Below are 20804 nucleotides of genomic sequence, written 5' to 3'. Positions count from 1 at the left end.
ACAGGCGACTTGGCAAGGTCACCCGCATCAACGGGAGCTTCGTTGCGTTCGTAGCGCCTCCGCCGGACACCGTCACACGGCCACACCAGCGCGTCTACAAGATCAATCCGACTTTGCAACAGCCCTGGGGCAGCGGGGCACCGGGGTGACCGAGTCGCTGTTCGCGGCCGCGCTGGAATGGGCCTGGGCGTTGGAGGAGCCGGCGCTGGGGCGCGTACGGCTCTTCGTGCACGAGGCCAATGCGCGGGCCGGCGCGTTCTACCGGCGCTTCGGGTTCGAGCCGAGCGGGCAGGTCGTGCCGATGCCGACCGATCCGTCCGCGAAGGAACTGGAGTACGTGTTCCCGCGGCCGGTTTAGCGGGCGGCGACGGGCAGGTCCGCCTCCGGCCAGCGGGAGCGGGCCTGTTCACGGCTGCGGCACAGGGCGACGAGCGGGAGCGTCGTGTCCTGGAGCAGCTGCGGGAGTTGGGGGATCGGGGCCACGGCGGCGACGTCCTCGAAGACCAGGCTCAGTGGTGGGTCGAGCCGACCGTCGGATGACCGTGCGGCCATGCGGCGGCCGTGCTCGACCACGCTTGAGGCGAGTGCGGTCAGCAGCGGCATCGCACCCGGGTGGGCACGGGGGTCTTCCAGCGGTTCGCCCACCACGTAGAGGGTGCCCCCTTCGGAGACGAACGATGCCAGGGCGAGGGAGTCGTTTCGGTTCGGGGTGCAGGATTCCCGGATGTGGATCGAGGAGAGGGCCGTCAGGGCGCGGGCCGTGAGGTGCTGGGCGAGTTCGCGGCGCTCCGGGTGAGCGGTGAGGGCGCTCTCGAGCTCGCCGGCCGCGCCGGGGGCGGCTGTCGCCGCCTGGGGGTGGGTACGCAGGATGCGGACCGGCTCCTGGGCGTTGGTGCCCTGGGCCCAGCGGTGGAGCTGCTTGAAGGGGCGGTTGTCCAGGGCGGCGGCCTGGAGCCAGCTGCGCAGGAGCGTTTCCGCGGTGTCCGCGAGGGCGGAGTCCATACGGGCCTGGGGGCGGACCGGGGCCAGCAGCGCGACGGCGCGGGCGGTGGCGGTGGCGCGGTCCGCGCAGCCTTCTGTGGGGCTCCAGTGGATGCGGGCCGGGGTCTCGCAGAGGTGGGAAGGGTCGTAGAGGAGGACGGGGCCCAATTTGGAGCGGGCGTCCTTCGTGTCCGACCAGAGGGTGGGGGAGGACGTGATCACGAGCACTGCGCCGGGGGCGGCGGCGATGGCCTCGGCGGCGGCGGTGGTGCGGGCCGCGGGTGGGGCGTATGTGAGGCGGTGGGGTTGTGCGGGGTTGGGGGGCGGCGCGCTGGGGGCGTAGCCGAAGCCGTAGCGGTATGCCTCGTCTGTGGGGGATGGGGCGGTGCGGTTGGCTTGGGGGGTGGTCTGTGCCTCAAACGCCGGCGGGGCTGAGAGCGGCTGCGCCGGGGGGAAGGCCGGGTGGGGCTTGGTGGGGGTGGGGACCGTGGGTGGGTGCGGCGCCTTTGCCGGGGGCCAGCCCCCGGGCCCCTGCGCCTCAAACGCCGGCGGGGCTGAGAGGGGCGACGGCCTCGTGGGTGGGTGCGGCGCCGTTGCCGGGGGCCAGCCCCCGGGCCCCCGCGCCTCAAACGCCGGCGGGGCTGGAGTTGCCAGTGAGGCTGGAGTTGCCAGCGGGGACGACGCAACCGGAGTTGGTTCGGGTGACGGTGGGGCCGGGTGGCGGCGGCGGGATTTTGTGCGGGCGATGATGCCCAGGGTGAAGATGGTCAGGACCAGGAGGACCAGGAGCTGGCTGATGAACAGGCCCCAGACCAGGCCCCAGTTCGAGAGGGATTCCGGGGGCGTGTCTGGCCAGGCTGCCGGGATGTTGTGGGGTTGAGCTATCAGCGAGCGGACCGCCGTCGGGGTGCGGGTGAAGGTGACCGTGCCCGGCCAGGCGCCCTTGGTGAAGAGGGCGGCCAGGCCGGTGGCCGTCCAGGTGAGGACGGCCACGCCGAGGAGGAAGGCCAGCAGGCCCACCAGGAGGCCGTCCGGGATGCCGCCCTGGGGGCGGTGGTCCGTGCGGTCCGTGCGTTCGGGCATGTCAGGCCACCGTGGTGGCCGAGCCGGCGCCGCCGGCGTTGCGGTGGCGTTCCATCAGGAGAGCGCGTTCCTCCGCTTCCAGTTCCGCGGCGAGGAGGTCGTCGGGCAGCCGGTGCTGGGCCGAGGACTCGGTCATGGCGCGGTCCGTGAAGACGAGGGGGCGCTCGGCTTCGGTGATCAGGTGTTTGACCACCTGGACATTGCCGTTCACGTCCCAGACCGCGATGCCCGGGGTCAGCGTCGGGATGATTTCCACCGCCCAGCGGGGTAGGCCGAGGACCCGGCCCGTGGCGCGGGCCTCGTCTGCCTTCTGGGCGTAGATCGTGCGGGTCGAGGCCATTTTCAGGATCGCCGCCGCCTCGCGGGCAGCGGCGCCGTCGACCACGTCCGAGAGGTGGTGGACGACCGCGACGAAGGACAGGCCGAGGCGCCGGCCGAACTTCAGGAGGCGTTGGAACAGCTGGGCCACGAAGGGGCTGTTGATGATGTGCCAGGCCTCTTCGACGAGGAAGATGCGCTTCTTGCGGTCCGGGCGGATCCAGGTGTGTTCCAGCCACACGCCGACGATCGCCATCAGGATCGGCATGGCGATGGAGTTGCGGTCGATGTGGGAGAGGTCGAAGACGATCAGGGGGGCGTCGAGGTCGATGCCGACGGTCGTCGGGCCGTCGAACATGCCGCGCAGGTCACCGTCGACGAGGCGGTCGATGACGAGCGCGACGTCGAGGCCCCAGGCCCGGACGTCGTCCGTGGCCACGTTCATGGACAGCGCCGATTCCGGTTCCGGATGGCGCAGTTGTTCCACGATGTCCATCAGGACCGGCTGGCGGTCGCGGATCGTGTCCACCACGTAGGCGTGGGCGACCTTCAGGGCGAAGCCCGAGCGCTCGTCCAGGCCGTGGCCCATGGCGACTTCGATGATGGTCCGGAGCAGCGCGAGCTGACCGGTCGCGGTGATCGCCGGGTCGAGGGGGTTGAGTCGGATCCCGTCGTCGTTGGCGGCGATCGGATCCAGGCGGATGGGGGTTATTCCCAGCTGCTGGGCGATGAGGTTCCACTCGCCGACGCCGTCCTCGCCCTGGGCGTCGAGTACGACGACCTGGCGGTCCCGGAAGCGGAGCTGGCGCAGGACGTACGTCTTCTCCAGGGCGGATTTGCCGTTGCCGGATTCGCCCAGGACCAGCCAGTGGGGGGCCGGGAGTTGCTGGCCGTACAGCTGGAAGGGGTCGTAGATGTAGCCCTTGCCGCTGTAGACCTCACGGCCGATGATGACGCCGGAGTCGCCGAGTCCGGGGGCGGCCGTGGGGAGGTAGACGGCCTGCGCCTGGCCGGTGGACGTGCGGACGGGGAGTCTGGTGGTTTCGACCTTGCCGAACAGGAAGCTGGTGAAGGTGTCCGTCAGGGCGGACATGGGATCTCGCATGGGCGGCCATTCCCTCCAGCTAGCGTCGGATGCCGGTGGCGAACGGCAGGGTGTTGACGAAGGCGCGGTGGTGCTCGCGGTCGCACCACTCGATCTTCAGGTAGGACTTGCCCGCCGCGGCGCGGATGGTGCGCTTGTCGCGGGCGAGGGCTTCGGGTGAACGCGAGGACACCGTGATGTACCCGACCAGGTTGACTCCGGCCGCACCGCTAGCGAGGTCTTCACCCCGCTGGTCGAGCCGGCCGTGTGCGGCGATGTCGCGGGGGTCGACGGTGCGGTTCATCTTGGCGGCGCGGCTGGCGTCGGCCTCGTCGTTCGTCTTCTCGGTGAGCATGCGCTCGATGGCGATCTCGGTGGGTTCCAGGTCCATGGTGACGGCGACCGTGCGGATGACGTCGGGGGTGTGGACGAGGAGCGGGGCGAGGAAGTTCACGCCGACCGGGGTCATCGGCCATTCCTTCACCCAGGCGGTGGCGTGGCACCAGGGGGCGCGGGTGGAGGACTCGCGGGTCTTGGCCTGGAGGTAGGTCGGTTCGACGGCGTCCAGTTCGGCGGGCCAGGCGTTGCGCTTGGTCATGGCCTGGATGTGGTCGATGGGGTGGTCGGGGTCGTACATGGAGTGCACGAGGGAGGCGAGGCGGCCCTGGCCCAGTGGCTGGCGGACGCGGATGTCGGCCTCGGCGAGGCGGGCGCAGATGTCGGTGAGCTCGCGGGCCATGACGATGGCCAGTCCGGCGTCGCGGTCGACCTTGCGGCCCTTGTACGGGGTGGCCGCGCGGGCGATGGTGTGGGCCTCGGCGGCGAGGTCGCGGGTGAAGTGGATGCAGGCGACGAGGTACGCGCGGTGCTGTTCGGAGGAGGTCGACACCATCGACTGGAGCTGGTCGTACGAATCGCGGAGCCAGATCGGGGCGTGGGTGTCGCCGCGGGCGGCCACGTCCTTGTCGTGGGCCTCCGGATCGGCCGGGAGGGTACGGACGAGCATCTGCAGGCGGGTGACGAAGCCGTCGCCGTTGGCCACGTGCTTGAGGAGGGTGCCGAAGCGGTCGACGAGGGCCTCTTGGTCCTCGCTGTCGCGCAGGCCCACGCCGGGCCCCTCGATCTCGATGGCGGCGGTGACGGTTCTGCGGTCCGCGTGGAGCAGGACGGCGATCTCGTCGGGGCCGAAGGGCGCGGCGAGCCAGTTGATGCGGCCGATGCCGGGGGGCGGACCGACCTCCACCTCGCGGCCGTCGCCGGCGCGGATGCCGGCTTCCATGGCGCTGGAGCGGAACGTCGTGCCGCGGCGCAGGGTGCGCTTGTAGCTGCGGTTGATCTCGAACCAGCGGTAGAAGGTGCGGCCGCGGTAGGGGACGTAGACGGCGGTGAGGGCCAGCATCGGGAAGCCCGCGAGGGAGACGATGCGCAGGGTGAGGCTGGGGACGAGCAGTCCGCTCATCATGCCGAGGAACGCGCCGACGATGATCAGGGCGATCTCGCCGGTCTCGCGGTTCTTGCCGACGATCGCGTTCGGCCGGGCCCGGCCGATGAGATACGTGCGGCGGGGCGTGACCGGGTGGAGCTGGTGCGACTGGGTCGTCACCGCCCGTCACCTCCTGTGTTCCTCGTGCTGGAGCCCGTACGGGGCGGGGGTGCGGCGGTGGGGCCGGTCCCGCCGCTTCCGCCGCCGGAGCCGCGGCTGCTGTGTGCGGCCACGCCTCCGGAGATCTGGTTGCCGCCGCCTGCGCGGTGGGCGCCGCTGCCGCTGTTTCCGCCGCCGCGGCTGCTGTGGGTCTTGATGCCCTGGGAGACGAGGGAGGCCGGGGAGCTGATGACGGCGGCTGCCTGGGCGCCGTCGGTGGCCTTGCTGCGGTTGGTGCGGGCGGAGGCGATCTCGTCGCCGAAGCCGGGTACGAAGCGGTAGATCATCGCCGAGGCGAAGATCGCCAGGAGGATGATGGAAAGGCCGGAGACGACGGCGGAGAAGGCGTTCGGTCCCTTTTCGCCCGCGAGGGCTCCGGCGAGGCCGAGGACGATGACGATGACCGGCTTCACGAGGATGACGGCGATCATGATGCCCGCCCAGCGGCGGACGTGGCCCCAGAGGTTGCGGTCCACGAGGCCGGCGTAGACGACGGTGCCGAGCAGGGCGCCGACATAGAGGAGTGCGGCGCGGATCACGAGCTCGAGGCAGAGGATGCCGGCGGCGAGGACGGTGACGAGGGCGACGACGATCAGCATGATCGGGCCGCCGCCGATGTCGTCGCCCTTTTTGAGGGCCTCGACGAAGGAGCCGAAGAACACGTCGGTCTGGCCGCCGGTGGCGGAGGCGATGACCTCGGTGACGCCGTCAGTGGCGGAGACGACGGTGTAGAGGATGAGGGGGGTGAAGGCGGAGGCGAGGACGGTGAGCCAGAGGAAGCCGATGGCTTCGGACATGGCGGTGGTGAAGGGGACGCCCCGGATGGCTCGTTTGGCGACGGCGAAGAGCCAGAGGACGAGCGTGAGGATGGTGGAGGCGGCGAAGACGATGGCGTACTGCTTGAGGAAGGCGCCGTTGGTGAAGTCGACGTTGGCGGTGCCGTTCACCGCCTTGCTGAGTTCGCCGACGATCCAGGCTGCGGCGTCGGCGCAGCCCTTGGCCAGGGAGGCGAGGGGGTTCAGGGCGTCTGCGGGGTCGCTGGGGGCCAGGCCTGAGCCGGGGGCGGAGTTGCCGCCGCGTTCGCAGTACTCCTTGGCCGGGCCGGCGATCAAGCCGCAGGGATCGGTGCTCGGACTCGGCAACGGGGCGGCTGGCGGTGACGGCGCGGCCGTCGCGCGCGCGGCGAGGAGGATGACGGCGGCCTGGACGGCTGCTGCCGTGGCACCGACGCCGCGGAACGAGAGCTTGCGGCTACCGGGCATAGGTGAAGCCTCCGAATTCGGTGACGGCGCGGCCGATCTCGTCGGAGGTGGATACCGGGTCGTCCCCCGTGACCGGGGTGGGGCCGTCCTTCTGGGCGGTTTCGAGGACCTTCCAGTCAGACCCGTCCCACTTGAGGGTCAGGGAGATGGTGAACCAGCCACTGGTCACGGGGCGGGTGGACTTCTCGCCGGTCAGGCCGAACAAGCCGATGCACCAGACGTCGACCGAGGCGGTCCCCGCGGAGAAGTTGGTGACCTTGGTGCCGGCCGCCACGGTCCGGTTGACGAACGTGGATCCCGTTGGCGCGAGACCGTCTTTGGTCAGACCGATCTGGGAGAGCAGGCCGGCGGAGTAGTCTGCGTCGAAACCGCTCTGGAGTTTCGTGCGGGTGCCGGCGTCCGCGACGGCATCGATGATCGCGTGTCTGCGCGCGGTGTTGAACATGCCATCAGAACCCAGTGCCACGGCGTAGTTCGACGCTGCCGACTGGGCGCCCTGCTGATCCTGCGGGAAACCGGAAGGAACCCCGGACGATTTGTTCCCCACCGGGGGGACCCCCGTCGCGGCCGTGGGATTGGCGGCCGGGGGCTTGTCCTGGTTGGCGGGGTCCTGGGGGGTACGGGACTGGTTCGCGAAGGCGATGGCTGCGATGAGGAGGACCACTACGCCGACCACCGCGACCAGGCCGCGTGAGGGGCGTGGGGTGCGGCGGGGGGCGCCGTACGGGTCGGTGGCGGATTCCGGGAAGCGGGTACGGGTCTGGCCGGTGCCGCCGACCTCGCTGCGACCGTACTGGTCGTCGGTGCTCATTCGGTGTTCGCCCCCTCCGCGTCGTACGACGGTAGCGCTGGTATCCGCGCAGGCGCGGCGTGGTGAGTCCTCATCAGGGCTCTGGCTAGACGGCCATTCCGTAGACGATCGTGAAGAGGGTGCCGAGGGAGCCGATGATGAAGACGCCCGTCAGGCCGGCCACGATGAGGCCCTTGCCCTGTTCCGCGCTGAAGGTGTCGCGCAGTGCGGTCGCACCGATGCGCTGCTTGGCGGCGCCCCAGATGGCGATGCCCAGGCAGAGCAGGATCGCGACGGCCATGACCACTTCGATCATGATCTTCGCTTCGTTGCCGAGACTGCCGAACGGGCCCCAGTTCGGGGCGATTCCGCCGATGATGGTGGTGATGTCGCCCTTTTCGGCTGCCAGGATCATGTAACTCACCGCCCCTGTATGGGTAGTTCCGGTAGCCCATGCCCGGACGGCAGGGGTCACGCTCTATCTTCCCTGATGAAATCGCCGTCGGATGTCGACTTGACTGCTCTCTTTACCCGATCTGTCGCATCAGGTGCCGTCCGTATGTCCTGACCTGGGGTCGGGCGGCGTGTGGGGGAAAGAACGTATGGTCACTCTGTGTATCACGAGGGGTGACCGCAGGCAATGATTGCCGTCTCGGTGGGCTGGGTGGTCGTCGCGGGGGCGCCGTTTGGCTCAACGGGCCGTGGTTCGTTCGACCATACCGATGATGTTTTCCGACATTCCGTCAGTCGGCCCAGTCGGGAGCGGGGGTTGCGGGTGATGCTCCACGTGGTTCGGTACGGAGGCGCGGGGAGTGGTGGCGGATGGGGGCTCGCGGCAGGTTGGGGCGGCGGGGTGCTCGGCCGGCCGGAGGGCCGAAGGGGGATCGCGGGCCGAAGGGTGGCCGGGGGTCGACCGGTCCGTGCGTGGACATGGACTCGGTGAAGGCGCAGGGCGATCAGGAGCTCAGTGTCGCGTTGAGCCGGGGCAGGGCGTACATCGGGCGGCGGACCGTGAAGGGGGCGACGGTCGGCGCGTACGTCTGGAAGGACCTCACCACGCCGGCGAATCCCGGTTTCCCGAGGGATGCTTGCGGGGTGTCCGTCACCTGTACCGGGCGGCGGGCGTACGTGAGGTGCTGACGCCGGGCGGGGATGTTTCCGAGATCTTCTGCGACTACTCGGCCATGAGCGTCACTTGCCCGCTCGGCCGGCAGGCCGTCGTCAAGCCCTGACGGCCGGCTTCCCCGCGAGTGCCGTGCCCGGGGCACGAGCCGGGCACGGCACTCGCGGGGTGTCCGGAGTTACGGGACGAGGATGTTCGAGGTGAACGGGGCGAAGCGGGTCTCGCCGGAGTGGATGACGCCGATGATCGCTCCCGTGCACCAGCGGCCGCTGGTGATGAAGACGGGGCCGTCGGTGTGGTTGGAGACCGCGGCGGGGCCGTTGTGCAGGATGCAGCCGGACGGTTCGTGGATCGGGTAGCCGTTGACGACCAGTTCGCCCGAGGACGCGTACGCGGAGCCGCCGAGGCCGAGGGCGAGGGTGGCGGCGGCCGCGAGGGTGCCGAGGGTCTTGGTCAGTCGTCGCATGGTGGGAGAACCTCCAGTGGGCCCGTCGGATGACGATCATCTTCCGGTTGCGTGGCTCACCGTATTGGCTCAGTCGCTCGTGGTCACGTCGGGTGGGGAGCGTGTGGATGCGCCAGGGGCGCACGAGTGTCCGGTGTGCGCCGTCCGGTGAGTGCGGGGGGCGGAGCTGCCCCTACGGGAGCCAGTGCGCGGGGCGGGTGAGGGAAGCCGGGATGCGGGTCTCGGCGTTGCCCCGGGCCGCGTTCAGCTGGGGCTGCGTGAGGAAGAGGGCGCCCCGCAGGTCGGCGCCCCGCAGGTCGGTGTCGCGGAAGTCCGCGCCGATCAGGTCGGCCGTGCGCAGGTCTGCGCCGCTGAGGTCGGCGGCGATCAGGTAGGCGCCGCGGAGGTTGGCGCCGCGCAGGTCCGCGGCGGGGAGGCGGGCTCCCATCAGGTCGGCGCCGCGGTGGTTCTTCTTGCGGCCCGCCACCTCGGCCCGTACGAGTTCGCTGGTCTTGAGGAGCAGGGTGTTCACCTCCTGGCGCAGGGGGGTGATGTCGAACTCGGCGAGGGTTTCAGGGGTCGCCGCGGTCCATTGGGTGGTGTCGGCCAGGGCTGCGCGCAGGTCCGCCTGGAGGGGGCGCGCGGCGGGTCGGGTGAGGGCCTCGGTGAGGTAGAAGAGCAGCTCGTGCAGGTTCCGCATGACCGGGAAGACCGTGAACATCGTGCCGGCCGCGGCGGGATGGGCGCGCCAGTCGCGGCCGCCGAAGGTGACCTGGGAGACCTGCTGGCCGGCGCCGAAGCAGTCGAAGACGGTGCAGCCCTGGAAACCCTTGTCGCGCAGGCCGGTGTGGATGCCGCAGCGGAAGTCCTGCCGGAGGTTCTTGCAGGGGGTGCCGGCCGGCTTGTTCACGGCGAAGTCGGCGGACTTCGCGAAGGGCAGGGCGACGCAGCAGAGCGCGAAGCAGTTGGCGCAGTCGGCTTGCAGCACGGGGAGCGGGGCGGGGGCGGCGGGAGGAGGCTTGGGCACGTCCTCATTGTCTCCCGACGGGGGAGTCGGGTGCTCGCGGGGTGGTGCCCGGGATCCGGGAGGGCTTGATCATGTGGGGTGTGGGCGGCGAGCATCGGGGGATGACCGAAGTGATCGCAGTTGCCGTCATCACCTTCCTCGCCGTCATCAGTCCCGGCGCGGATTTCGCCATGGTCGTCCGCAACAGCTACCTCTACGGGCGGCCCACCGGCCTGTTCGCGGCCGCCGGGGTCGCGGCCGGGGTGCTGGTCCACGTCTCGTACACGATGCTCGGGGTCGGTCTGCTGATCGCCTCCTCCACCGAGCTGTTCACGGTGATCAAGCTCGCGGGCGCCGCGTATCTGGTGTGGATCGGGATACGGACCTTCCGGGCGCGGGCCGAGGTGACCGTGGACCTGGAGGGGAAGGGCGGGCTGACGCCGTTCGGGGCGCTCAGGGGCGGTTTCCTGACCAACGTGCTCAACCCGAAGACCACGCTGTTCGTCGTGTCCACCTTCACGCAGGTGGTCGGGCCGGGGACTGCGGTGTGGCAGCAGGCCGGGTACGGGCTGTTCATGTCGGTGGCGCACCTGGGCTGGTTCTCGGCGGTGGCACTGTTCTTCTCCAACTCCCGGCTGCGGGACCGGATGCTGAAGGCGCAGAAGGCGCTGAACCGGGCCATCGGCTCGGTCCTGGTGGGTCTCGGCGTGGGGCTGGGTTTCGCCCGCTGAGCGGGGCGGGGCCGCGGAGGCGAGGGCCGGTGGGGGCTGGCGGCCGCGGATTACCAGTCGGTAGCGTGGCGGTCATGGGTGCCGAGAGTGGTGTCGCAAGCGCCGCTGAGAGTGGTGTCGCGGGGTTCTACGAGCGGATCGACGCGGGGCGGTTCCTGTCGACCGGCTATACGCGCGGCCCGTGGGATCCGGGCTCGCAGCACGCCGGTCCGCCGGCCGCGCTGCTCGGGCGGGCGATCGAGGAGCGGCCGGGCGGGCGGGAGGACATGCGGATCGCCCGGATCACCTACGAGATCCTTCGGCCGGTGCCGATCGGCCCCTTGGAGCTGACCACCAGCGTGCTGCGGGCCGGCCGCGGCACCGAGGTGGTCGAGGCCGCGCTCGCCCCCGCCGGGGCCGCGCCCGTGATGCTGGCGCGTGCCCTGCGCATCCGGGTGGTGGGGGAGCCCGTACCGGCGGTGGTGCCCGGGCCGCAAGTGCCGCCGCCCGGGGAGGTGGGGCCGACGCCGTTCTTCCCGGTGCCGTGGGAGAAGGGCTACCACTCGGCGATGGAGACCCGTTTCACGGAGGGTGCGTTCCTCGAGTCCGGTCCGGGGACCTGCTGGATGCGGATGAGGGTGCCGCTCGTCGCCGGGGAGGAGCCCCGGCCGCTGGACCGGGTCCTGGTCGCGGCCGACTCGGGCAACGGCATCAGCGCCGTCATGGACTTCGGGCGGTACCTCTTCGTCAACGGCGACCTCACCGTGCACCTGCACCGCCATCCGGCCGGTGAATGGGTGTGCGTGCAGGCCCGTACGAGCGTGGACGCGGCGGGCATCGGGTTGGCGGACGCGCGGCTGCACGACGAGAAGGGGCCGATCGGGCGGAGCGCGCAGAGCCTGTTCGTGGCACCGCGGGGTGAGCGGTCCCAATAGTTCGTATCGTCTGATGAGTTCACCCGTCCGCCGGGGTTCGTGCCCCAACTACCCTCGGTGCGGCGGTTCCTGCGAAGGCCGTCCGGCGGGATGATTCGACACGGGGTGGCGCAATGCCACGGGAAAAGCCGTTCGATGGGGGAAGGTTGGCGGGTGCGCAGACTCTGGGTGGTCGGTGGAATCAGCTTCGGGGCATGCCTGTGCTTTCTCGCCCTGCTCGTGATCGGTACGTACTCGGCGGCCGCGGGCATCGCGACCGGCGCGGGCGGGCGCGCCGGCGGGCTCGCGAAGGGGGCCGTGCCGGGGAAGTACCAGTCCCTCGTGCAGAAGTGGGGCAACCTCTGCCCGACCCTCACCCCGGCGGTGCTGGCAGCCCAGCTCTACTCGGAGAGCGGCTGGAACCCCGGCGCGGTGAGCCCGGCCGACGCGCGGGGCATCGCGCAGTTCATCCCGGGGACCTGGGCGACGCACGGCATCGACGGCGACGGCGACGGGGACCGTGACATCTGGGACCCGAACGACGCGATCCCGTCGGCGGCTTCGTACGACTGCGACCTGGCGCGGTACGTGGGCAAGGTGCCCGGGGACCCGGTCAAGAACATGCTGGCCGCCTACAACGCGGGCCCGGGCGCGGTGAAGAAGTACGGGGGCGTCCCGCCGTACCGGGAGACCGAGGGGTACGTGAAGACCATCACGACCCTCGCCAAGAGCTTCGAGGCCCCCATCGGGCGGGTCGCGCCCTCGCAGCAGGCCGCCGGGGCCATCTACTTCGCACAGAAGCAGTTGGGGACCCCCTACCTGTGGGGCGGGAACGGGACGCCCGACCAGAACGGGCGGTTCGACTGCTCGGGGCTGACCAAGGCCGCGTACGAATCGGTGGGGATCGATCTGCCGCGCGTGGCGAACGACCAGTACAACGCCGGTCCGCATCCCTCGCGAGCGGAACTGCTGCCGGGCGACCTGGTGTTCTTCTCCGATGATCTGACGAACTCTCGGGAGATCCGGCACGTAGGGCTCTACGTGGGCGGCGGGTACATGATCAACGCCCCGTTCACCGGAGCCGTGATCCGCTTCGACAAGATCGACACGCCCGACTACTTCGGTGCGACGCGCGTGACGAAGGACGGCGCGGAAGCGCTGCCCAGGCGCGAGGCCGTCGGCAACGCAGCGTGAAGCGAAGGCCCTGAGCTGCGACGATGAGTCACTCTTCGATAACGTTGGGGTGATCATTCGGTGGAGAGTGGAACGTGGCGGCCAGAACGGGCGTTCCATGGGCACGGGGGACGCACGGGCGCAAGCGCCGGCTTGACCACCGGGGGGTGAAGGGCCGCACACAGGGGTGCGGCCGCACGGTTACCAAGGCAAGGGCAAGGGCCGCATCACCATGGCTGGACTCACAACAGGTGGGCCGAACGTGGATGTAAGCCTGCTGTACGAGATCAACGGACTGGCGCGGCAGGCCCCGAGTTGGCTGGACCGGGCGGTCTCCGTCCTCGGCGAGTACGGGATCCTGTCGGCCCTCGTGCTCCTGGTGCTGTGGTGCTGGCGCGGAGCGCGCCGGCAGGAAGAACCCGCCGCCGTAGAGTCCTTCGCGGCGCTCGTGTGGGCTCCGCTCGCCGCCGGGGCCGCCCTGCTCCTCAACGTCCCGCTGCGGGAGTTCGTGGCCCGGCCGCGGCCCGCCGCGCAGCACGGCGGCGTGGAGGTGCTGGATGCCGGCGCCGGGACGGGCCACAGCGCTTTTTCGTTCGTCAGTGACCACACGACACTCGCGATGGCCCTGGGCGTCGGCCTGTTCATCGCCCACCGCAAGCTCGGCCTCATCGGGATCGGGCTGGCGCTGGTCGAGGGGTTCACCCGGGTCTACACGGGCCTGCACTATCCGACCGATGTCATCGGCGGACTCGCCCTGGGGACCGCGGTGGTGCTGTTGCTCGCGCCGCTCGCGATGGCGCTGCTGACCCCGGTGGTCCGGGCGGTGGCCCGGTCCCCGCGGCTGGGCGTACTGGTACGGGATCGCGGCCGCGTGGTGGCCCGGCCGGTGGACCTCGCGGCTACGCCGCCCGCGGCCCGCGGGCACGAGAGCGACCTCGCCGCCTGACGGGGCGGCCGCCGCGGCCACCGGCTGCGCGGTCGGGGCCGTCGGGGCGTCAGCCGATGCCGTACGCGTCCCAGACGGTCAGCGCCACGGCCGCCAGCAGGCACAGCGCCGACGCCCCGAAGCACACGCGGACCGCGGCCGGGCGGGGACGCGGGGTCACGGGTCGCCGCCGCTGTCCGTGCCGTCCGGATCCGTTTCCGGGCGGCGGTAGCGGGAGCGCAGCCACAGGCCGGTCGCGGCCGCCGCGGTGGTGGTGACACCGATGGCCAGGGCTACGTCGCCGGGGCCGTCGGCGGTCCCCACGGGGCTGGCCCGGGCCTGCGTGGCGGGGGCGGATGCGATCAGCAGGGCCCAGAGGAGGGCGGCGAGTCGTGGCGCGGGTCCGGGCATGACACAAGGGCAACCGGTCCCGGGCGCGTCGGCCAGCCGGGCCGTCCGATCGGGCGAACCGCAGGGCGGGCCGGCAGACCGGGCGGGCCGGAGACGGCCCGGAGGCGAGCCGTGGGCCGGGCCGGCGGGCCTGCCCGGGTTACTCCGAGGTGTGGCCGGTGGCGTCCTTGCGGGCCAGGTCGCGGGAGCGGCGGGCCGGGCCGCGCCAGCCGCAGGTACAGACGGCCAGACAGAACGATCCGCGGTCCGAAGTGCTCGTGGTGTGGCTTGCGGGCGGTGTCAGGGCCGGGCCCGTGGGATCGCGGGGCAGCGGCACTGCGGCAAGCGGAGGGACGAGGGTCGCTTCTGTGTGCGGTTCCACTCCACCAAGGTACCGGGCCGGGGGTGGCCGGGGCACTGGTCCGGGGTGGTGAACTCGCGGCCGTGACGGGAGGCCCCGGACCTCGTTAAGCGGAGCGGTTGGGGGCTTCGGGCAAACAGCTGTCACGCGTTGGGGGTTGGCAGGCAATGGTGGTGCACCAGCAGAGGCGGAGGCCGGCAGGCGCGGGCCGTGCCGCGGTCGCGGTCGGCCTGGCCCTGACCGTGGCGGCGTTGAGCGGATGCGGTGGCGGCGCGGCCGCGGGCGATGACGCCCGGCCCGCCGACGACCCGGCGGCGACGGTCCGCGGAGCCGCCGACGCGCTCGTCAGGACCGGGAGCGCGCAGGCCCGTACGGCCATGGAGATGGCCACGGGCGGTACCCGGGTCACGATCCGGGGCGAGGGCGGCGTCGACTTCAAGAACCGGATGGGGCAGCTCCTGGTGATGCTCCCGGACGACGCCAAGGGCAACGCCGAACACCGGCCCATCACCGAGCTCCTGGTGCCCGGCGCGCTCTACATGAAGAACCGGGGCGCGGGCGTTCCCGACGACAAGTGGGTCCGGGTGGACACGACGGCCCTCGCCGACGGGAACCTCGTCACGGGCGGCGCCACCGATCCGATGGCCGCCGCCGAGTTGCTGCGCGGGGCGCAGGAGGTGAGTTACGTCGGTGAGACGGAGGTGGCCGGGACCAAGGTGCGGCACTACCGGGGTACGACGGACATCGTGCGGGCCGCGGCGCTGGCCTCACCGGCGGTGAAGGGCGCGCTGGAGGCGGCGGCGAAAGGGTTCAGCAAGGGGGCGGTGCCGTTCGACGCGTACTTCGACTCCGACGGCCTGCTGCGGAAGGTCCGCCACCGCTTCACCTACGTCAACAATGGCGTGATCGATGTGTCCTCCACCACGCTGCTCTACGGCTTCGGGGCCCCGGTCACCGTCGTATTGCCGGCGGAGGCGGACATTTACGCCGGGAAGATCGCCGATTAGCCGGCCCGGGCCCCTGGGGCGGCGCGATCGGGCCATGGCCGGGTATCCGGAAATGGCCCATCCGTGTCATGCGCGCCGCACCGCGCGCTCCCTACGCTGAGAAACCGAGCGCCGGCGACCGGACGACGGCAGAGAGAGGTGGCGCGTGACTCCCGCAGGCGGTTCGACGGTGCAGGACCTCGTGGCTCTCGCCGAGATCGAACTGTGCGGAGAGTTGATCATCGCGGCCTCGGCCGTAGCCGAGGAAAGGCTCAGCCAGGACCGGATCGACGAGGTTCTGATGGGCGTGTGGTCCGGCTGAGCCCCGCTTTTCCGGCCCCGAGTCCGCTCTTGCCGTGGCTGGTCAGGTGCGCAGCAGCCGGGCGATCGCCTTCGTCGCTTCCTCGACCTTGGCGTCGATCTCGCCGCCGCCCTTGAGGGCCGCGTCCGCGACGCAGTGCCGCAGGTGCTCCTCCAGCAGTTGGAGCGCGAAGGACTGGAGCGCCTTCGTGCTCGCCGAGACCTGCGTGAGTATGTCGATGCAGTAGACGTCCTCGTCGACGAGGCGCTGGAGCCCCCGGATCTGGCCCTCGATCCGGCGCAGCCGCTTGAGGTGCTCGTCTTTTTGGTGGTGGTAGCCGTGCACCGCGCCCGTGGTGGCCGCGCCCGCCCCGGTGCCTGCCTCGGTGCCCCTCGCGGTGCCCGCTTCGGCTCCGGAGCCCTCCGCCTGGATGGCAGTCATGCGTCCTCCCGTGGTCCGGAATGGGGGATCTATACCCCTCATGGGTATAGGGTACCGGCCCTCGGCCGCAGGGGCAGGGGGTCAGTCGTGCTCACTCTGCCTGATGGAGGACACTGGGGAACTGTCGGTTAGCCGTGGCCGGGGGATGCACCTAGCATCAGCCTGACCGAATCCAATGCACCCCGAGGACCTCACGTGCGATTTCGTCTGACCCCCAGGGAGACGAGCTTCTACGACATGTTCGCCGCATCCGCGGACAACATCGTCACGGGCTCCAAGCTCCTCATGGAACTGCTCGGAGCGGACTCCACCGCCCGGGTCGAGATCGCGGAGCGGATGCGGGCAGCGGAGCACGCGGGAGACGACGCCACCCACGCGATCTTCCACCAGCTCAACTCCTCCTTCATCACGCCGTTCGACCGCGAGGACATCTACAACCTGGCGTCCTGCCTCGACGACATCATGGACTTCATGGAGGAGGCGGTCGACCTGGTCGTCCTCTACAAGGTGGAGGAGCTCCCCAAGGGAGTCGAGCAGCAGATCGAGGTGCTGGCGCGCGCGGCCGAACTGACCGCCGAGGCCATGCCCCACCTGCGCACCATGACGAACCTGACCGAGTACTGGATCGAGATCAACCGTCTTGAGAACCAGGCCGACCAGATTCACCGCAAGCTGCTCGCCCAGCTCTTCAACGGCAAGTACGACGCCATGGAGGTGCTGAAGCTCAAGCAGATCGTCGACGTGCTGGAAGAGGCGGCCGACGCGTTCGAGCACGTCGCGAACACGGTGGAGACCATCGCGGTCAAGGAGTCCTGAATCTCGTGGACACCTTTGCTCTGATCGTGACCATCGGTGTCGCGCTCGGCTTTACGTATACGAACGGCTTTCACGACTCCGCGAACGCGATCGCGACCTCGGTCTCGACCCGTGCGCTGACCCCGCGGGCCGCGCTCGCGATGGCCGCGGTGATGAACCTCGCCGGTGCCTTCCTCGGCAGCGGGGTCGCCAAGACGGTTTCCGAGGGTCTGATCGAGACGCCCCACGGAAACCGGGGCATGTGGATCCTCTTCGCGGCGCTGGTCGGCGCGATCGTGTGGAACCTGGTCACCTGGTACTTCGGCCTGCCCTCGTCCTCCTCGCACGCGCTGTTCGGCGGCATGGTGGGCGCGGCGCTGGCCGGCGGTACCGAGGTGCTCTGGTCGGGTGTGATCGACAAGGTCGTCATCCCGATGTTCATCTCCCCGGTGGTCGGCCTCGTCGTCGGTTATCTGGTGATGGTCGCCATCCTGTGGATGTTCCGCCGCTCCAACCCGCACAAGGCCAAGCGCGGTTTCCGTATCGCGCAGACGGTCTCGGCGGCGGGCATGGCGCTCGGCCACGGTCTGCAGGACGCGCAGAAGACCATGGGCATCGTGATGATGGCCCTGGTCATCGCCGATGTGCAGAGCTCGGGCGACGAGATCCCGATCTGGGTCAAGATCGTGTGCGCCGTGATGCTGTCGCTGGGTACCTACGCGGGCGGCTGGCGGATCATGCGCACCCTCGGCCGCAAGATCATCGAGTTGGATCCGCCGCAGGGCTTCGCGGCGGAGACCACCGGTGCTTCGATCATGTTCGGCTCGGCGTTCCTCTTCCACGCGCCGATCTCCACCACTCACGTGATCACCTCGGCGATCATGGGTGTGGGCGCGACCAAGCGGGTGAACGCGGTCCGCTGGGGCGTCGCCAAGAACATCATCCTGGGCTGGTTCATCACCATGCCGGCCGCGGCCCTCGTCGCGGCGGTCAGCTTCTGGATCGTGAACCTGGCCTTCGTGAAGTAGCCGTACGGGCACCAGCGCGACGGCGCGACGAAAGCGGGCCGGCTCCCCCCACCCAGGGGGAGCCGGCCCGCTTTCTTTCTTTCGCCGTGCGGTGGCACCGCCATGCAGCACCGCAGGACGTGTGTGACATCCCGGCTCAGCCGAAGCGGCCCGAGATGTAGTCCTCGGTCGCCTGCACGGACGGGTTCGAGAAGATCCGGTCCGTGTCGTCGATCTCGACCAGCTTTCCGGGCTGGCCGACCGCGGCGAGGTTGAAGAAGGCAGTGCGGTCGGAGACGCGTGCCGCTTGCTGCATGTTGTGCGTCACGATGACGATCGTGAAGCGCTCCTTGAGCTCGCCGATCAGGTCCTCGATGGCGAGGGTGGAGATCGGGTCGAGGGCCGAGCAGGGCTCGTCCATCAGCAGGACCTGGGGCTCGACCGCGATGGCGCGGGCGATGCACAGGCGCTGCTGCTGGCCGCCGGAGAGGCCGGAGCCGGGCTTGTTCAGGCGGTCCTTGACCTCGTTCCAGAGGTTGGCGCCCTGGAGGGACTTCTCGACGATGTCCTTGAGCTCGGACTTGTTGAAGGAGCCGTTGAGGCGCAGGCCCGCCGCCACGTTGTCGAAGATCGACATGGTGGGGAAGGGGTTCGGGCGCTGGAAGACCATGCCGACCGTCCGGCGGACCGCGACCGGGTCCACCCCGGGGCCGTACAGGTTCTCGTCGTCCAGCAGGACCTTGCCCTCGACGCGGCCACCGGGGGTGACCTCGTGCATGCGGTTCAGGGTGCGCAGGAAGGTGGACTTGCCGCAGCCGGAGGGGCCGATGAAGGCCGTCACGGAACGGGGCTCCACGGTCATCGAGATGTCGTCGATGGCCCGGTGGGTGCCGTAGAAGGCGGACAGTCCGCTGACGTCGATTCGCTTTGCCATGGTGGTTACTTCGCTTTCGTTGGTCACCGCGGCGGAGCCGCTAATGGACTCGCTTTTAGCGACCGGTCTTCGGGGCCTTCCAGCGGGCGATGCCGCGGGCCACCAGATTGAGGATCATGACGAAGGCGATCAGGACGAGCGCTGCGGCCCATGCCCGGTCGTAGGAGGCGTCACTGCCGACCTTGTACTGCTCCCAAATGTAGAGGGGGAGCGAGGACTGGGCGCCTTCGAAGGGGTTGTTGTTGATCAGCTGGGTGCCGAAGACCAGCAGCATGATCGGGGCGGTCTCGCCCGCGATGCGGGCGACGGCCAGCATCACGCCGGTGGCGATTCCACCGATGGCGGTGGGCAGCACGACCTTGAGGATCACGCGCCACTTCGGTACGCCGAGGGCCAGCGCCGCCTCGCGCAGCTCGTTCGGGACGAGCTTGAGCATCTCCTCGGTGGAGCGGACCACGACGGGCATCATCAGGATCGACAGGGCCATCGCGCCGGCGAAGCCGGAGGGGCCGAAGCCGAGCATGAGGTTCCAGGTCGTCAGGATGAACAGACCCGCGACGATGGAGGGGATGCCGGTCATGACGTCGACGAAGAAGGTCACGGACTTGGCGAGCGCGCCCCGGCCGTACTCGACCAGGTAGACGGCGGTCAGCAGGCCGATGGGGGCCGCGATCGCGGTGGCCAGGGCGACCTGCTCGATGGTGCCGAGCAGTGCGTGGTAGACGCCGCCGCCGGCCTCGAAGCTGGTCACGCCGTTCATCGAGTGGCCGAGGAAGTCCCCGTCGAGGACCTTCATGCCGCGGCTGACGGTCGTCCACAGCAGCGAGAGCAGCGGGACGAGGGCGAGGATGAAGCAGACCCATACGACGGAGGTCGCGACGCGGTCCTTGGCCTGGCGGCGGTTCTCGATCAGCGAGCTGGCCGTGTACGTGACGACCACGAAGAGGAAGGCCGCGAGCAGACCCCACTGGACCTTGCTGTGCAGGCCGAAGAGGGCGCCGAGGCCGCAGCCGAGGGCGATCGAGAGGGCCGCGATGCCGGCCGGGGCCCAGCGGGGCAGGTGGCCCTGCGTGAGGCTGGTGGGGGCTGCGGACTTGCGGGCCCGGGTGGGGCGCGGGTCCTGGAGTGCGTGGCTCATCAGGCGTTCGCCCCCGAGAAGTCCTTGCGACGGGCGATGATCAGCCGGGCTGTGCCGTTGACCAGCAGGGTGAGCAGGAAGAGCACGAGGCCGGAGGCGATCAGGGCGTCGCGGCCGAACTCGTTGGCCTCGTCGAACTTCGCGGCGATGTTCTGCGCGAACGTGCCGCCGCCCGCGTCCAGGATGTGGCCGGAGATCAGGAAGCTCGGGGAGAGGACGGTCGCGACGGCCATCGTCTCGCCGAGCGCGCGGCCGAGGCCGAGCATCGAGGCGGAGATGACGCCGGAGCGGCCGAAGGGCAGCACCGACAGCCGGATGACCTCCCAGCGGGTCGCGCCGAGGGCCAGTGCGGCCTCCTCGTTCATGCGCGGTACCTGCAGGAAGACCTCGCGGCTGACGCTGGTCACGATCGGGAGGATCATGATCGCGAGCAGGATGCCGACGGTGAAGAGCGAGCGCGCGACGCCGACCTCGGTCTTGTCGAAGACGTAGGTCCAGCCCAGGTACTCGTCGAGCCAGGAGTTCAGGCCGCCGAGGTACGGGACGAGGAAGAGGGCGCCCCAGATGCCGTAGATGATCGACGGCACTGCGGCCAGCAGGTCGACCACGTAGGCGAGGGGGGCGGCCAGCTTGCGCGGCGCGTAGTGCGAGATGAACAGGGCGATGCCGACGGCGATCGGGACGGCGATGGCCATCGCGACGATCGAGCTGACGACGGTGCCGAAGAGCAGGACGGCGATGCCGAAGACGGGGGGATCGGCCGACGCGTTCCAGTCGAACGTGGTGAGGAAGTTGCCCTCGTTGTCGGCCAGGGCGATCGAAGCGCGGTAGGCGAGGAAGGCGGCGATCGACGCCATGATCGCCAGGAGCAGGATGCCGGAGCCCTTGGAGAGGCCGGCGAAGATCTTGTCACCGGCGCGGCCGGTGGACCTTCCGCTCTTGGCGACAGGCGGAGCCGTGTCTATCTGGGTGGGTGTGGTGGAAGCCATGGTCTT

The 20804-nt window shown here is 70.2% G+C and carries 24 protein-coding genes; 10 read left to right on the top strand and 14 right to left on the bottom strand.

The features are described 5' to 3' along the window. Positions 1-124: 124 nt before the first annotated feature. Complete coding sequence (locus tag OTB20_RS15220) at positions 125-358, top strand: GNAT family N-acetyltransferase (RefSeq protein WP_324290372.1); 234 nt, start codon at positions 125-127, stop codon at positions 356-358. Here OTB20_RS15220 and OTB20_RS15215 read toward each other — a convergent pair. From OTB20_RS15215 to OTB20_RS15190, 6 genes are all read right to left on the bottom strand, one after another. Beyond that, positions 355-2064 carry a type VI secretion protein gene (locus tag OTB20_RS15215; RefSeq protein WP_267817882.1) on the bottom strand — a complete coding sequence of 570 codons (1710 nt, stop codon included), beginning with the start codon at positions 2062-2064 and terminating at the stop codon, positions 355-357. The genes OTB20_RS15220 and OTB20_RS15215 overlap by 4 nt on opposite strands. A gap of 1 nt (position 2065) precedes the next feature. Beyond that, positions 2066-3487, bottom strand: a complete 1422-nt coding sequence (locus OTB20_RS15210; protein WP_267759761.1) for an ATP-binding protein — start codon at positions 3485-3487, stop codon at positions 2066-2068. Between the two features lie 19 nt (positions 3488-3506). Further along, positions 3507-5069 carry an SCO6880 family protein gene (locus OTB20_RS15205; RefSeq protein WP_267817881.1) on the bottom strand — a complete coding sequence of 521 codons (1563 nt, stop codon included), beginning with the start codon at positions 5067-5069 and terminating at the stop codon, positions 3507-3509. Continuing rightward, a complete protein-coding gene (locus OTB20_RS15200; protein WP_267817878.1) occupies positions 5066-6370 on the bottom strand; it encodes a hypothetical protein in 1305 nt (434 codons plus the stop codon). Before OTB20_RS15200 ends, OTB20_RS15205 begins: the two co-directional genes overlap by 4 nt. After that, positions 6360-7181, bottom strand: coding sequence for a hypothetical protein (locus tag OTB20_RS15195; protein WP_267817876.1), 822 nt, complete (start codon positions 7179-7181; stop codon positions 6360-6362). Before OTB20_RS15195 ends, OTB20_RS15200 begins: the two co-directional genes overlap by 11 nt. Positions 7182-7266: 85 nt before the next feature. Then, entirely contained in the window at positions 7267-7575 is a 309-nt protein-coding gene (locus OTB20_RS15190; RefSeq protein WP_031145169.1) for a hypothetical protein, read from the bottom strand. 673 nt (positions 7576-8248) lie between these two features. Here OTB20_RS15190 and OTB20_RS15185 point away from each other — a divergent pair. Then, on the top strand, positions 8249-8392 hold the full coding sequence (locus OTB20_RS15185) for a hypothetical protein (protein ID WP_267817874.1): 144 nt from the start codon (positions 8249-8251) through the stop codon (positions 8390-8392). Positions 8393-8461: 69 nt separating this feature from the next. On the opposite strand, the gene OTB20_RS15180 is transcribed toward OTB20_RS15185, so the two are convergent. Both OTB20_RS15180 and OTB20_RS15175 read right to left on the bottom strand, forming a co-directional pair. Then, positions 8462-8749, bottom strand: coding sequence for a hypothetical protein (locus OTB20_RS15180; RefSeq protein WP_267817872.1), 288 nt, complete (start codon positions 8747-8749; stop codon positions 8462-8464). A 172-nt stretch (positions 8750-8921) separates the two neighbouring features. Continuing rightward, positions 8922-9755, bottom strand: coding sequence for a pentapeptide repeat-containing protein (locus tag OTB20_RS15175; protein WP_267817870.1), 834 nt, complete (start codon positions 9753-9755; stop codon positions 8922-8924). A gap of 101 nt (positions 9756-9856) precedes the next feature. Between OTB20_RS15175 and OTB20_RS15170 the strand changes: the two genes are divergently transcribed. The 4 genes from OTB20_RS15170 to OTB20_RS15155 all read left to right on the top strand — a co-directional run bounded on the left by OTB20_RS15170 (position 9857) and on the right by OTB20_RS15155 (position 13477). Beyond that, positions 9857-10465: a LysE family translocator gene (locus OTB20_RS15170; RefSeq protein ID WP_267759774.1), complete on the top strand. Its 609-nt coding sequence runs from the start codon at positions 9857-9859 to the stop codon at positions 10463-10465. A gap of 74 nt (positions 10466-10539) precedes the next feature. After that, positions 10540-11379: a thioesterase family protein gene (locus OTB20_RS15165; protein ID WP_267817869.1), complete on the top strand. Its 840-nt coding sequence runs from the start codon at positions 10540-10542 to the stop codon at positions 11377-11379. A 153-nt stretch (positions 11380-11532) separates the two neighbouring features. Continuing rightward, positions 11533-12552: a bifunctional lytic transglycosylase/C40 family peptidase gene (locus tag OTB20_RS15160; RefSeq protein ID WP_324290370.1), complete on the top strand. Its 1020-nt coding sequence runs from the start codon at positions 11533-11535 to the stop codon at positions 12550-12552. Positions 12553-12763: 211 nt separating this feature from the next. Further along, positions 12764-13477 carry a phosphatase PAP2 family protein gene (locus OTB20_RS15155; protein WP_267817865.1) on the top strand — a complete coding sequence of 238 codons (714 nt, stop codon included), beginning with the start codon at positions 12764-12766 and terminating at the stop codon, positions 13475-13477. A gap of 156 nt (positions 13478-13633) precedes the next feature. On the opposite strand, the gene OTB20_RS15150 is transcribed toward OTB20_RS15155, so the two are convergent. Next, entirely contained in the window at positions 13634-13867 is a 234-nt protein-coding gene (locus tag OTB20_RS15150) for a hypothetical protein (protein ID WP_267817863.1), read from the bottom strand. Between the two features lie 139 nt (positions 13868-14006). Then, positions 14007-14228 (bottom strand): hypothetical protein, encoded by a 222-nt coding sequence (locus OTB20_RS15145; RefSeq protein ID WP_267817861.1) that lies wholly within the window; start codon positions 14226-14228, stop codon positions 14007-14009. Positions 14229-14374: 146 nt separating this feature from the next. Between OTB20_RS15145 and OTB20_RS15140 the strand changes: the two genes are divergently transcribed. After that, positions 14375-15214: a hypothetical protein gene (locus tag OTB20_RS15140; RefSeq protein WP_267817860.1), complete on the top strand. Its 840-nt coding sequence runs from the start codon at positions 14375-14377 to the stop codon at positions 15212-15214. Between the two features lie 145 nt (positions 15215-15359). After that, positions 15360-15515 carry a hypothetical protein gene (locus tag OTB20_RS15135; protein ID WP_250744641.1) on the top strand — a complete coding sequence of 52 codons (156 nt, stop codon included), beginning with the start codon at positions 15360-15362 and terminating at the stop codon, positions 15513-15515. A 42-nt stretch (positions 15516-15557) separates the two neighbouring features. On the opposite strand, the gene OTB20_RS15130 is transcribed toward OTB20_RS15135, so the two are convergent. Next, positions 15558-15935, bottom strand: coding sequence for a metal-sensitive transcriptional regulator (locus tag OTB20_RS15130; protein WP_267817858.1), 378 nt, complete (start codon positions 15933-15935; stop codon positions 15558-15560). Between the two features lie 195 nt (positions 15936-16130). Here OTB20_RS15130 and OTB20_RS15125 point away from each other — a divergent pair, with 195 nt between their 5' ends. Both OTB20_RS15125 and OTB20_RS15120 read left to right on the top strand, forming a co-directional pair. Beyond that, positions 16131-16751: a DUF47 domain-containing protein gene (locus OTB20_RS15125; RefSeq protein ID WP_267817856.1), complete on the top strand. Its 621-nt coding sequence runs from the start codon at positions 16131-16133 to the stop codon at positions 16749-16751. A 5-nt stretch (positions 16752-16756) separates the two neighbouring features. Next, positions 16757-17758 (top strand): inorganic phosphate transporter, encoded by a 1002-nt coding sequence (locus tag OTB20_RS15120; RefSeq protein ID WP_267817854.1) that lies wholly within the window; start codon positions 16757-16759, stop codon positions 17756-17758. A gap of 136 nt (positions 17759-17894) precedes the next feature. On the opposite strand, the gene pstB is transcribed toward OTB20_RS15120, so the two are convergent. The 3 genes from pstB to pstC are packed head-to-tail and all read right to left on the bottom strand — an operon-like array spanning position 17895 to position 20798. Further along, positions 17895-18671 carry a phosphate ABC transporter ATP-binding protein PstB gene (pstB, locus tag OTB20_RS15115; protein ID WP_267817851.1) on the bottom strand — a complete coding sequence of 259 codons (777 nt, stop codon included), beginning with the start codon at positions 18669-18671 and terminating at the stop codon, positions 17895-17897. A 55-nt stretch (positions 18672-18726) separates the two neighbouring features. Continuing rightward, on the bottom strand, positions 18727-19809 hold the full coding sequence (pstA, locus tag OTB20_RS15110; protein WP_267817850.1) for a phosphate ABC transporter permease PstA: 1083 nt from the start codon (positions 19807-19809) through the stop codon (positions 18727-18729). Continuing rightward, a complete protein-coding gene (gene pstC / locus OTB20_RS15105) occupies positions 19809-20798 on the bottom strand; it encodes a phosphate ABC transporter permease subunit PstC (protein WP_267817848.1) in 990 nt (329 codons plus the stop codon). The genes pstA and pstC overlap by 1 nt, the downstream gene beginning before the upstream one ends. Between the last annotated feature and the right edge of the window lie 6 nt (positions 20799-20804).

It is taken from the genome of Streptomyces sp. H27-H1 (genome assembly GCF_026627445.1).
In the GTDB taxonomy this organism is placed as follows: Bacteria; Actinomycetota; Actinomycetes; order Streptomycetales; family Streptomycetaceae; genus Streptomyces.
Note: the sequence above shows the minus strand (reverse complement) of the source record. Positions and strands in the feature narration are given on the sequence as shown.